The 13,070-nt window shown below is 52.6% G+C and carries 12 protein-coding genes; 1 reads left to right on the top strand and 11 read right to left on the bottom strand.

What is annotated here, in order from left to right:
• Positions 1-26: 26 nt before the first annotated feature.
• The 9 genes from UC14_RS27105 to UC14_RS13290 form a co-directional block, all read right to left on the bottom strand.
• Positions 27-344: an alpha-L-rhamnosidase C-terminal domain-containing protein gene (locus UC14_RS27105; protein WP_232829685.1), complete on the bottom strand. Its 318-nt coding sequence runs from the start codon at positions 342-344 to the stop codon at positions 27-29.
• Positions 328-2,685, bottom strand: a complete 2,358-nt coding sequence (locus UC14_RS13320; RefSeq protein ID WP_232829684.1) for a family 78 glycoside hydrolase catalytic domain — start codon at positions 2,683-2,685, stop codon at positions 328-330. The genes UC14_RS27105 and UC14_RS13320 overlap by 17 nt, the downstream gene beginning before the upstream one ends.
• Before the next feature lie 47 nt (positions 2,686-2,732).
• On the bottom strand, positions 2,733-4,031 hold the full coding sequence (locus UC14_RS13315) for an MFS transporter (protein ID WP_037033933.1): 1,299 nt from the start codon (positions 4,029-4,031) through the stop codon (positions 2,733-2,735).
• 108 nt (positions 4,032-4,139) lie between these two features.
• A complete protein-coding gene (locus UC14_RS13310) occupies positions 4,140-5,006 on the bottom strand; it encodes a helix-turn-helix domain-containing protein (RefSeq protein WP_112197868.1) in 867 nt (288 codons plus the stop codon).
• 252 nt (positions 5,007-5,258) lie between these two features.
• On the bottom strand, positions 5,259-5,969 hold the full coding sequence (locus UC14_RS13305) for a FadR/GntR family transcriptional regulator (RefSeq protein WP_013575388.1): 711 nt from the start codon (positions 5,967-5,969) through the stop codon (positions 5,259-5,261).
• A 94-nt stretch (positions 5,970-6,063) separates the two neighbouring features.
• Positions 6,064-6,840, bottom strand: coding sequence for an SDR family NAD(P)-dependent oxidoreductase (locus UC14_RS13300; protein WP_013575387.1), 777 nt, complete (start codon positions 6,838-6,840; stop codon positions 6,064-6,066).
• Between the two features lie 10 nt (positions 6,841-6,850).
• A complete protein-coding gene (locus UC14_RS27100) occupies positions 6,851-7,480 on the bottom strand; it encodes a hypothetical protein (RefSeq protein ID WP_232829683.1) in 630 nt (209 codons plus the stop codon).
• A complete protein-coding gene (locus tag UC14_RS13295; RefSeq protein WP_232829682.1) occupies positions 7,416-8,990 on the bottom strand; it encodes a heparinase II/III family protein in 1,575 nt (524 codons plus the stop codon). Before UC14_RS13295 ends, UC14_RS27100 begins: the two co-directional genes overlap by 65 nt.
• Positions 8,987-10,330, bottom strand: a complete 1,344-nt coding sequence (locus UC14_RS13290; protein ID WP_112197867.1) for an alginate lyase family protein — start codon at positions 10,328-10,330, stop codon at positions 8,987-8,989. The genes UC14_RS13295 and UC14_RS13290 overlap by 4 nt, the downstream gene beginning before the upstream one ends.
• Before the next feature lie 257 nt (positions 10,331-10,587).
• Here UC14_RS13290 and UC14_RS13285 point away from each other — a divergent pair, with 257 nt between their 5' ends.
• Positions 10,588-12,387, top strand: a complete 1,800-nt coding sequence (locus UC14_RS13285) for a transporter (protein ID WP_013575384.1) — start codon at positions 10,588-10,590, stop codon at positions 12,385-12,387.
• A gap of 116 nt (positions 12,388-12,503) precedes the next feature.
• On the opposite strand, the gene UC14_RS13280 is transcribed toward UC14_RS13285, so the two are convergent.
• Positions 12,504-12,746 carry a YgdI/YgdR family lipoprotein gene (locus UC14_RS13280; protein WP_013575383.1) on the bottom strand — a complete coding sequence of 81 codons (243 nt, stop codon included), beginning with the start codon at positions 12,744-12,746 and terminating at the stop codon, positions 12,504-12,506.
• Between the two features lie 32 nt (positions 12,747-12,778).
• Positions 12,779-13,012: a YgdI/YgdR family lipoprotein gene (locus UC14_RS13275; protein ID WP_015689902.1), complete on the bottom strand. Its 234-nt coding sequence runs from the start codon at positions 13,010-13,012 to the stop codon at positions 12,779-12,781.
• Positions 13,013-13,070: the final 58 nt, after the last annotated feature.

Raw genomic sequence — 13,070 nt, 5'->3', positions numbered from 1 at the left:
GGGGGAGGAGCAAACAAGCGACCTCACTAAACTAACCGGTATTCCACCCGATATTCCCCCGATCCCACCTCAGCGGTGTATCCCTGTGCGCAGCGCACAAAATCAATCCCGTCCGCTTCCTGCACAGATTGACCGTCCGTCAGGACCACGGTGGCGGAGGTATTTGCCGGAACCGTGACGTTAAGGAAGACGGTCTGACCGCTGACTTCCCAGCGTACGCCAATCGCACCATAGATTGACTGATAGCGGGTATCGAGCCAGCTCAGGCCGCCGCCGGTCTGCGGTTTGATGATGACGTGTTTGAATCCGGGCTGTTCCTCATCAGCTTCAATCCCTGCCGCCACGCGGTAGAGCCATTCCCCCCACCGCGCCGTAAGCGTAGTGATTGAAGGAATTCATGTCCGCGCTCCACATGCTGCCGTCCGGTTTGATGCCGTCCCAGTGTTCCCAGACAGTGGTGGCACCGGCTTTCACCTGATACAGCCACGAAGGGAAATCCTCTTTCAGCAGTAAATTCCAGGCTTCTTTAGTACGGCCATTCTGGCTGAGTGCGTGACAGAAATACGGCGTGCCGACGAAGCCGGTCACCAGATGCCCGTCGTGCTCGTTGAGCAATTCAACCAGCGTATCGGTGGTGCGCTGGCGGAATTCGTCAGGGACCAGATTGAAGTACAGTGCCAGAATATGCGCGGTTTGCGTTCTGGCCGCCAGACGACCCGATGGCGTAAAGAACTCCTCCTGAAAACGACGGACAATCGCCTGATGCAAGGCAGTGTAATGTTGATAGTCTTCAGTACGATTCAGCGCTTTGGCGGCTTTGGCGAACAATTGCGTGGAATAAGCGTAATACGCCGTGCAGGTCAGGTCGTTTGGGGTAGCACCGAAATAACTGCCCTCTTTGGCATCCAGCGCCACCCAGTCACCAAACTGTAATTTGTAATGCCAGAGGTGATTTTCCGCATGCGCGGTCATGAAATCAATCCAGCCTTTCATGCTGGCATACTGGTTTTCCAGCACGTTGGTATCGCCATACATCAGGTACATTGTCCACGGGTTGATCACCGCGGCATCCGCCCAGGCCGAGGCAGAATGGGTTCCGCCTTCAGACAACAGGCGGTCCTGGCCACAGTAACCGGTCAGAATATCCGGAATAACGTGCGGCACACCGCCCTCAGCCGTCTGGTCATAACGAAGATCGGTCAGCCATTTGGCGAAGAAATTGCGGGTTTGCATCAGATAACTCGCCGTACGGCAAAAAATCTGCGCATCCCCCGTCCAGCCAAGCCGCTCGTCACGTTGCGGGCAGTCCGTCGGCACGTCGACAAAGTTACCTTTCAGCCCCCACAGAATATTGTGGTGTAACTGATTCAGATCCGGGTTTGAACAGGCGAAAGACCCGGTCTGCTCCATATCGGAATGCAAAACAATGGCGGTGAAGTTATTCAGATCCAACTGCGCCGGATATTCCTCAACCTTCACAAAGCGGAAACCTTGCCAGGTGAAGTGCGGATGCCAGGTTTCTGCCCCCTTACCTTTGAGCACATATTCAGTGCGCTGTCGGGCAGAACGCAGATTATCGAGATACACATTGCCCTCTGCGTCCAGCACTTCAAAGTGGCGTAACACGACTTTATCGCCCGCCTTGCCGCTGACCGTAAACTCTACCCAGCCACTGAGATTCTGGCCAAAATCAATGACTGTGTCGCCTTGCGGCGTGGTGAGCAGCGCAACAGGCTTAATTTCTCCCATTTTCCTGACCCTGTTGCTTCCCTGCGCCACCAGTGTGGATTTTTCATGCATCGCCAGACTGACCGGACGCCATCCCTTCTCTGCGAAACCTTTCACGCACCAGCCGGGGATTTCCCTGCGCGCATCGTAAGTTTCGCCGTCATAGATTTCTGAAAACAGAATGGCGGAATCCTGCCCTTTCCAGCTTTCATCGCTGACCACAATTTCATGCGAGCCATCGTTATAATTTATGACCAGTTGGGAAATAAGTGCGCTCCGTTCACCATAATAATTGCGATGACGGCTGAAGCCCATATCGCCTTTGTACCAGCCCGCACCGACAATAGCGCCAATAACGTTTTCGCCTTTTTCCAGATGTCCCGTCACATCATAAGTCTGATAAAGTAAATGATGGTGATAACTCGTCCAGCCGGGCGTCAGGGCATCTTCTCCGACTTTATGACCGTTGAGATGTAATTCATAAAGTCCGAGTGCACTGACATGAATAAAGGCAGACTGAATATCTTCCGCACGGTTCAGAACAAAAGGTTTTCGCAATAATGTTGCGCCGGAATTGTCTTTATCTGCCGACGTTTCGGCGGTAATAAAATCAGCCAGCCATTCATGGCTATACAGCACGCCGGAAATCATCTCCGCAGGTGAACTCCAGGCACTGGTTTCGCCATAATTATCACGTATCTGTACACGGATAAAATAATGCTGCGAGGATGTGAGCATTAATTCCGTCAGGGAAACATTATTTGAACATTCGCTTTCCTGCCATTCGCCGCGAAGCAGGATATTATCAAAATTCTGATCCTGGCTGATCTGGATCCGGTAAGCAGTTTGCCGGACATTTCTGTTATGGCTTTCAATTTCCCAGCCTAATACTGGCAGTTCCTGCACACCGTGCAATGCAGATTCCTGATTTACTGTAAGTCTGATCACTGCGAGCATAATGCCTTACTCCTCGTGTAATGTTGCCTGAGCGGTAAAATAAACAACTAGATTTGCTTTATAGCGGATGCCGGATATTGTGTTGCCGGTTCTTTAATAACCGTACCGGCTTCGCTGTTAAATTCATTCCTTTGCTTGCCGTGGAAACAGATCCAGCCGATCAATAAACCGGAAGCCACCGTAGAGGATAAGATGAAATACAATACCAGCGGACCGGCATCAAGCAGCAGTGGCGTAATGAATGCCAGCACACCGCATAACAACCGGGAAATAGCGACGATAATACCTTGTGCTGTAGACCGGAGCATGGTCGGGAAGGATTCCTGCGACCAGACTTTCATTATCCCTTCGAAGGCCAGACCACTGCCTATCGCGGTAAAGAATAAACAACAGAACCAGGATACGGGTGAAAAGTTAAATACTACCGGCAGGAAGAATCCTCCCGCAAAACAAAATGCCCCCATAATAAACGCGGGGATACGTTTCGGTGTATCGACAAAGCGCATAAACATGATCCCGGCAAATACCCCGACCGGCATGGTCAGCAGGTTCCACAGCGAGTGTTGCCCGACGGAAATACCCACTACGTTAACTGCAATATAAGTCCCAAACTGACCGCCGGTATTCGCTGCAAGATTGGTAAAAGTATAGAACAGACACAACGCAATAAACGGCCACAGATATTTCCCGTGGATAAGATCTTTAAACGACGCTTTCTGCGCACGCACCGTGACAATGCCTGCACGCCGTTCGTTTCGGGCAATCAGCCATAAAGGCGACTCCGGGATCGTACAGCGCAACGCCAGCAGAACGACGGCCACCACGCAGACATGCAGATACATAATCTGCGCACCGGGCCTTCCCCAGTCGCCCACCATGGCAGAAATTGCCATCGTGGTGCCAATCCCCAAAAACCACAGCAGATTCGACAATCCGATAATTTTCCCGCGATTTTTATCCGTCGCCGCTTCAGCAATGGTCGCCAGTGATACCGGTAAGTCTGCACCGGTAGCTAACCCGACCAACAATGTGCCAGTCAGCAGCACCGGAAAGGTATTGCCGAATGCCAGCAGCAGCGTACCGATAATGATCATTGCCATGGTGACAATAAACACTTTGCGTCGGCCATAACAATCCCCCAGTCTGCCGCCCAGAAATGCACCCAGTGCAATACTCAGGGTTAATATGCCAGAAAGTATGCCTATCTGAGCTGATGTTGTCCCTATCGTTTTCTGATAAATAACCAGGGCCGTTCCGTTTGAAACAATCGCGGCTGAATCAATATATGACGCCATGCCGGAAACCACCCCGACGTACCAGGGATTAGGTTGTTTAGTGGTTGACATAATAATGTCCTTCAGAGGTAATGGTGAATAAAAAAGTCCGTGAGTTATCCTTAATTCTTAGTGTTGTTATGGTTTTATATTATTAATTCTTATTATTGAATTTTGTTTTTAATAGCGTGTTTTAATCACACTGTTACTGACTCTCATTCGCTCCTGAGAGGGTGTTCTGTGAAACTCTTTTTTATAGGCTTCCGTCAGACGTGATGGGGTGGAAAAACCGCACACGGTGGCTATTTTCCCGACAGTTAAATCTGAGGTACGCAATAATTCCTGTGTTTTTAACAGACGGTAACGCTGCTGAAATTTTTCAGGTGTAAATCCTGTCATCTCTTTTATAAATCTGAACATCGTTCTTTTTGCCACACCACTTTCTTCACATAAATAATCCCAGTTGATGCTGCATGTGTAATTCTCGCGTAAATAATTCAGCAGATGTCGCTTGCCGGAATCTGTCGGGCTGGCCCGGCATTCCTTGCGGGTCGCACACTGGTACAGGATGACCATCATCGAAAATAAATAAGACTCTGCTGTGGCAAAGTAGGCGTTGTCGTAACAGGCATCACTTTGTCGGGTGATTTTATCGGTCAGCTCAATAACTTTCGTCAGTTCCTCGTCCGTTAATCCTGCACGCCGATTTTTTATCGAGGCAGTATAATCTTTGATCCCCGCAGTCAGTTGCCCAATGTTATTGAGAAAATAAAACGGGCGCTCTTTATGGAGCAAAATATTAGTAATTGACAGCTTATTGGTGGATTCATAACAATGGACATCATGAGCGCTGACGATGAAAAAATCGCCTTTATGAATAAATTCCGCCTGGTCGTTGATTATATGAAACCCGCTGCCGTTGCGGACAATAACCAGCTCATCAAACTCATGCCCGTGTACATCTTCCATCGACTGGCGATTCATATCGAATAAACTGAAAGCATGATGTTCCGAGAGAAAGAAATCACTGACCTTGAGTATTTTCATATATTCACCGGGTTAATAACTAAAATAAATATCGTTAATCACTCTGCGCCATAAAATGTTATGTCCTGATAAAATGATTAGACCGTAATAATTATGACAAGTCTATATAACCCACTGGCACTGGGGCGTAACCGCCCGTGACGTTTGTTTCATTTTTGTATCAGTGAGCTCATTTGAGGATCATCAGACATAAAAAATGCGCAGAGAGATCTGCGCATCGGGAGGAACGGCATGAAACGGTTTTGCTGAACGTTATGTCTGATGCAACCGGTGCTTATGCCCTTTCATCAGACTCAGCGAGGCAGAAAATGCCGCACCTTCGTCACCGGCCATAATCGCTTCGTAAATACGTTTATGTTCACTGAGGCACATGCCCCCTTCTTTTGAGGAATACTCAAAGAACCATTTGAAAATGGTGGTCAGCACGTTGCCGAACGGCACGTAAAAACAGTTTCCGGAGGAAATGAAAATCATCCGGTGGAACTGCGTATCGATATCGACCCAATGTTGTGCATCGAAGTTTTCGGCTACGTGACACATCTGGCGATAAATTCTTGAGAGTTCAATGCGTTGCTCTTTACTGGCGTTCACCGCCGCCAGCGCGGTGGCGTGCGGTTCAATCGCTTTGCGAAATTCCAGAAACTGGTGATAAATATCTTCCGTCGCTTCCATGCCCTGCATCCACTCCAGCAACTGCGGATCCAGCATGTTCCATTGCGGACGCTCTTTCACGCGGGTGCCGATTTTTGGCCGCGACTCCAGTAATCCCTTGGAGGTCAGCAGTTTCAGCGCTTCACGCAACGCAGTACGGCTGACGCCAAACTGTTCGCCCAGCTCGATTTCACTCGGCAGTATCGCGCCTGACGCCAGTTCGCCCGAAAGAATTTTGCGGGCGATGTCGCGGGCGATATGGGTATTCAGGCCACGGGTCATGCCTGCGGCGGTTTCAAACTGCATCGTCATGCTCTTCCCTTTTTCCTGTGCAGATTGCCGACATCATAGTTCAGGTGGCGGCGCGCTGCATGCCCCCGCCACACTGAAACACCCGAACTGTGCGCTACGGCGCCATCTGGCCGCCATTCACATCCAGAATCTGGCCGGTGATGTAACCACTGCAGGCGTGCGAGGCGAAAAACAGGTAAGACGGCGCCAGTTCTTCAGCGGTGCCGAAACGACCCATGGCGATGGAGCCGGCGATTTTTTCGCGCACTTCTGCGCTCTTATCCGCGTGAAAAACGGTGTCGATGGTGCCCGGCGCGATCACGTTAAAGCGGATATTGTCCCGGGTGAATTCTTTCACCCAGTTGCGGTGCACATTGTGCAGCCAGGCCTTTGAAGCGGCGTAGAGACTGGCACCCGGCCCGCCGCCTTCGCGTCCGGCAATCGAACCGGTGCTGATCACCGATGTGGTTTTGCCGCTTTGTTTCGCCGCGTGACGCAGATGCGGAATAGCAAATTTTGTGACCATCAGCGCCGAGCGGGCATTGAGATCCATCACATGGTCATAAAAATCATCGTCAATGCTTTCCAGCCCCTGACGTCCGCCCAGGCCGCCCGCGTTATTAATCAGCACATCAATGCCACCAAAGCGTTCGACAAAACTCGCCACCAGCGCTTCGCACTCGGCCGACTTCGTCACATCCGCACCAAAATAGGCCACTTCGCCGCCGTTCTTAGCGATATCAGCCGCCAGTTTGTCCAGGCTGGCATCATGACGATGGCCGTTAATCCCGACTTTTGCGCCCGCTGCGGCAAATGCCTGCGCCGCCGCCAGCCCGATACCTTTGGTTGAACCGGTGATCAAAACACGCTGACCTTTCAAATCGTTAAACATAGTGACTCCTTTATGATTCAGGGATGTTCAGAGGTGAAACGGATTGCCACGCCACGCTGAACGCATCTTCCGCAGCCGGTGCGGCGCGGTTGCTGATGCGGACGTTCAGTGTCCGGTTGGCGGCAAAGTAAATATTCAGTTCGGTTTGCACGTCGTCATGGCTGACCACGCTGACGCGTTCAACCTTGCCGCGCGCGTCGAGGGACATTTCGCTGGCTTCATCAAAATAGCCGTGGGTTTCAAACACGCTGGCGAAAATGGCGTTTGTCCCCCGGGTTCGCAGCAGTAAAGCGGGTTCATTACGCAGGTTAAAATTCGGATCGCTGGCCCCGGTGCGGGCGACAATCAGTTCGCCACCGTCGGGAAAGGCGCTGACCAGGGTGCGGTAACTGTCGCCGTCAAGCCAGCTGAATAAGGCCGAATCTCCCGCCGCAACATCAGCCCTCGCGCAATCCCATAAATGCTGATAGCCGTGATCTTCACCGAGTGGCGTCAGCTGGCTGGCAGCATCAAGAGCGGTATCAGTGCGGACAAACTGACCGAGATGATGCAGGCAATAATCGTACTGGTGCGGCTCATGGCTGGTAAGCCGGAACACATCGACGATCAGCGGCGAAGACAGTTCCGGCAGGCTCAGCATCAGCACCGTCCGTTGCCTGGTTCACCCCCGGATAATAATCATTAAGCCGCGCACTCATCCCCTGACAGGCCGGATTACCCGTGACGAAGAAATGCGGTTCGCCCCAGCGTGTTTCGGCCTCAAGACTGTTGCCGCCATTCTGGCTTTGCCCGTCAACCACCACGGTGTTATGCGCGACGGTCTGCTTGCAGTAACTATTGTTTTCAGGAATATAGCGGCCACCGAATTTAGGCTCGACGTTGACCCAGCGGCCAAAGCCGTAATCACGCAGGAACTCGCGTCCGCCGCTGAACAGGCTAAGATGCAGGCCGTCAAAGTGGCCGTGATTGAGCGCCGAATGCAGGCGGGGAATGCTGCCGTGCTGGCCGTACCACATCAGCGCCATGTCCTGATTTTCTGCGTCACTGCGTAAAATCCCGATGCCGCCCTGCGTGCCTTGCGGACCATCGCGCAGTTCTGCGCTGCCCCAGTCCACGGGCGTTGCCGGGGCTTTTTTCAGGGCAGCAGAGAGTTTCAGCGCGGCCGCACTCACCCACACCGTTTGCTGTTGTTGTGCGACAGCGATCCACTGCGGATTGTGGCCATAGCGGGAATAGCAGACGCTGGCGGCGATCACCGCGCCGTCATCACGAATATTGATGGTTTTAGAGGAATCATTCAGCGCAGGCCAGACGCCGTCGGGGAATGCGGTCTGCATCAGGGCTTCACAGGTTTTACGGATAATCTGCTCACGGAACTGATAAATCTGTAAATCCGGCTGACGCCGTTCAATGGCCTCCGCCAGCAGTAACAACGGGCGCAACGCAAAGCGGTGGTAATACGGCCCTTCGATATAATAACCGTCCGGCGAAAAAAGCTGGCTGAGCTGGGCAAAGAATCCGCCACTTTCACTGTCGCCTTTCAGGCCATATAAGGCTTTTTCTACCAGCGATGCATCGTCCAGCACATAACCGCTGATCGCCGCCGCGGCCACCGACCAGATACCGTGGTTATGCACGATATCGAAATCACGGGTATGCCGGTTCAGCGCATCATCTGCCATCACCTGAAACAGGTTAGTTTCGATATGTTCCCGCTGAGCCGCGCTAAGCGATGGCATCACACAGTGGTAGCCTTCGACGGCGTACAGCCAGAACATATTTTCATTCAGGGTCTGATGGAACAAACGACCGGGCGCATTGCTGTCTTTGCTGGTCGCGCTGCCCAGCGAGGGATAAATGTCGGCGTAACCGGTCAGCAGCGCCAGCGCGTAATCGCCATAACGTGGCTCACCGGTGATCAGCGCTAAACGCCCCGCCAGATTGATTCCCAGATAGTTTTGCTTGTGCTGCGTATGCTCAGGGCCACCTGCCTCGCCGTGACCGGGAATCGTCGGCGGCTGCACGAGCATGTTTTCCAGCGTGGTGATTTGCGCACGCAGCGCCGCACCCAAAGGAGAATCTGCATTAATCTGCCCGCGCAGTTCATCCGCTTCGCCCGCGCTTATCTGCAACGGCTGCCAGTGATTCATTTATGCATCTCCTGAGGCTGTGGCGCGACATATCCCGCCGCAAACGATGGCAATGACAGCAGCCAGGTTTCGCGTTCGGCCTCCATCACCGCGCCACGGGTCACGTCTTCGTGGTATCCGCCGGAAGCCGGTTTCACCGCTGGCGGCAAGGTGAATTTCGCGCTGCGGATGTATTGTTCGTAACGGTTTTCACCCGTAGCGTTATCCGCCCAGGACAGCAACGGCACCGGACGCACACGGATCTGATCCAGTGACTTGTATGGCCAGGGCACTGACGGATCAGTAAAGCGCGCCATGAAATCCAGCGAGGTCAGCACGCTGCCGCCTTGTGACGTTTTGTAATGCCAGAGGTCAATGCCGTTTTTCTGCGCCAGCACCGCCATCATGCTGATTGCCTGCAAATTGAAGTAGCTGTAATGAAACGAACGCGTGCGCGCCAGCTCGGCAGGCTGCGTGCCATCGGGTTTGAGTTGCACATCCAGCTTGCTTTTCATCAGCTTCGCCATGTCGCCAGTCAGCGCTTTATCGCCCAGATACCAGGCAATACCGGAGACTTGTGTCACATACCAGTTACCGTGATTGTTCTCCGTTCGTCCTTCTTTTTTCGCGATTTTACTGCCCTGCAACCACTGCAGATAATCCTGCATCCACGCCCGCATTTGCTGTTCGTCGTTATCTGTCCAGGCCGGATTTCCGCGCAACAGCACTAACGAATCGACAATTCGGGTGGAGAAATAGCGGCCATCCAGCACACCGGCGTTACGTCCCGGCGAAATGCCCGGCACACCCTGCGCATAATTCAGATTCGGGTTCATGCGCGTTTCCGGGTTGATAAACCAGGTGCGCAGCAGGCTGGCGGCTTTATCGGCGTATTTCTGTTCGCCGGAGAAATACCACGCCAGCGTCAGGTTCTGCACCCGTGCGGTAAAATCGGCCAGCCGCACGCCATCACTCTGGTCGTTTTTACTGGCGGGATTTACATGACCGTCCTTGCGCACCCACGGCAGTCCGTCGGGTGTGCTGTCGTCCGGCCACCAGTACGCACTCAGGCTGAGATAATCATGCTTCGAGCCTCCCGGCGGCGTCATGCCTTTGTCGGTCACGCTCAGCTCAGGCTTGTTCAGGGCGGAATCCGCCGCGGCCAGCAAGTGCTGATACGCCTCCGCCGTTTGCGGTGCCGCACGGTGATCGTGCAGTTGCTGGCGGACAACAGACATTTGCGCCGTATTCAAAAATGCCGGTTCCGCAGCCAGTGCTCCGGCAGAACCCGTCATCAGCGTCAGCAACAGCACCAGGCTGGCCGTCACTCCTTTTCCATTACTGCACAGCATTAACGTCATGTATTCTCCCGGCTCCGCGCCATTTCCCCGTTGAGATTTCACGCTTTAGTCATACTAATAAAGCAATGAACCTTCATTTTCGCCAGCCAGAATTGACTTAAAAGCCGATATTCGGCCAAACAAGTGACCAGAATCACAATTTGATAACAAACTAAGCATTTCTTATTTGTCCGACTTTTAATTTCAATTCCCTCTTCTACGCTTGCTCAATACATAACCAAAAAACATCTCACCCTACAAACAAGAGAGTAACGACAATGGATATCAACGTTCTGGTCATGATCGGTTACTTCGTCTTAATGATTGCCATCAGTTATGCCTTCAAAAAAATGGCGTCCGGCTCCTCGAGCCACTATTTCCGCGGCGGCGGGCGAATGCTCTGGTGGATGGTCGGCGCGACCGCCTTTATGATCCAGTTCAGCGCCTGGACATTTACCGGTGCGGCCGGTCAGGCTTACCGCTACGGTTTCAATGTCGTCAGCGTGTTTGCCGGTAACGTGTTCGGCTATCTGATCGCCTGGTGGTGGTTTGCCGCCCGCTTCCGCCAGTTGCGTGTTGATACCGCAACCGAGGCAATCAACCATCGCTTCGGCAAAGGTAACGAACAGTTTTTCACCTGGATGATCATTCCGCTGAGCATTCTCAGCGCCGGCGTATGGCTGAACAGCCTGGCGGTGTTTGCCAGCGCGGTATTCCGGCACGACATCACTCTGACGCTGTGGGTGACGGGCATCGTGGTGCTGGTGATTTCGCTGCTGAGTGGGGCGTGGGGCGTGGTCGCCAGTGATTTTGTGCAGACGCTGGTGGTGGCGATTATTTCCATTGCCTGCGCAGTGGTGGCGTTATTTAAAGTCGGCGGCCCGGTGAAACTGGTGACGGAGTTTCCTTCCGGCTTCATTACCGGCCCTGACGTTGGCCCGCATTATATTTCCCTGCTGGTGGCCTGTTTCCTGTTCTTCTTTATCAAGAATGTGCAGAGCATCAACAATCTGCAGGATTCCTACCGCTTCCTGAATGCCAAAGACAGTTTCAATGCCAAAAAGGCGGCATTGTTCGCGTTAGTGCTGATGCTGGTCGGTACGATTATCTGGTTCATTCCGCCGTGGGCGGTGGCGATCCTTTATCCTGACGCGGCAACCGCGCATCCGGAACTGGGCAAAAACGCGACCGATGCGGTGTATCTGATTTTTGCAGAACGCGCCATGCCGGTGGGCACCGTCGGCCTGCTGATGGCCGGACTGTTCGCCGCCACCATGTCTTCTATGGATTGCGCACTGAACCGTAATTCCGGGATTTTTGTACGCAGCTTCTGGACGCCGGTCATTAACCGCAACAGTGAACGCAGCGACAAATATCAGTTGCGCGTCGGCCAGATTGCCTGCGTGGTGAATGGCGTACTGGTCATTCTGGTGGCGCAATACATGCACACCATGCAGACAGTCAGCCTGTTCGACCTGATGATGAAAGTCGGCACGCTGATGCAGGCACCGATTGTGGTGCCGCTGTTCCTCGGTGTGTTTATCCGTAAAACGCCGGACTGGGCGGCATGGGTCACCGTATTATTCGGATTATGTGTGTCTTATGTGGTGGCGAACCTGTTCACCGCGCCGGATGTCGCCCGTCTGCTGGGGATCACCCTGACGGCACGTGAACTGCTGGATGTGGCGATCATGTGGAATATCTTTGCGCACCTGGTGTTTACCGGCGGGTTCTTCTGTCTGACCACCCTGTTCTATCGCGAGTCCGATACGGTGCGGGAAACTCAGCGCCAGCAGTTCTTTTCTGACATGGAGACACCCGTCTATGCCGACCATGAACAAGATGAGTTCGACCGCCTGCAGCGCGATAAAATCGGCCGTATTTCGATGTACATGGGCGCGGGGTTGCTGCTGATGGTGCTGGTGCCGAATCCGTTGTGGGGACGGCTCCTGTTCCTGCTGTGCGCCCTGTCAGTTCTGCTGTTCGGCTGGATATTGCACCGCAGCGCAGAAAAAGGCATGAAAGCCGCACTGGCCAAAAAAGCATTAAAACGCAATGTGGTGACGTCGCAAAGATAGGGGCAATGAGAAAACCAATGCAGAGATTTGGGCAACGGTTTGCGGTAATCCGTTCATAAAAAACCCGCTTTAGCAGCGGGTTTTAATATCAGACAAAAAAAGATTACGCACCGGATTTACTTCGGAAGTTCTGTTACCTGTTTCACTTCAGTTTTGCTGATTTGCTGTTTCACACCATTGGCGTCGGTATATTCCAGCAGACCGGAATCTGCTTCTTTCGGTTTACCGTCGCTGATGATGGTTCGCGCATCATTGGTCTGAATCGCATAACTCGTGCGGGTACAGCCAGACAGCGCTGCGACACACAGGATAGCGGCTAAAGGCAAAAGCATTTTTTGAGGCAATAAATTCCTGTTCATCATTCTCTCCTTTGTCAGAATTTCCGGATAAATCAGTTATCCAGTTCACTCATATTTTTAACCTGGTCGCGATTGATCTGCTCGGTTTTACCCGTCTCGGCATTTTTATAAGACACCAGACCGGTATCGTCATCTACCTGAGGTTTACCGTCTGTGACGATGGTTTTCCCGTCCGTAGTTTTAATCGCCTGATTAGACGCGCAACCTGCGACAAAAAGAATGGATACAGCGGCAAGTGACGCGGCAATAAGGTTTTTCCTGTTCATACTTCTCTCCTGAAAGTGATTCTGATTTAACAATGCGTTTAGTAAGCATAGTTAGCAT

The sequence above is a fragment of the Rahnella sp. NRRL B-41462 genome (assembly GCF_003263525.1).
Classification (GTDB): Bacteria; Pseudomonadota; Gammaproteobacteria; order Enterobacterales; family Enterobacteriaceae; genus Rahnella; species Rahnella aceris.
Note: the sequence above shows the minus strand (reverse complement) of the source record. Positions and strands in the feature narration are given on the sequence as shown.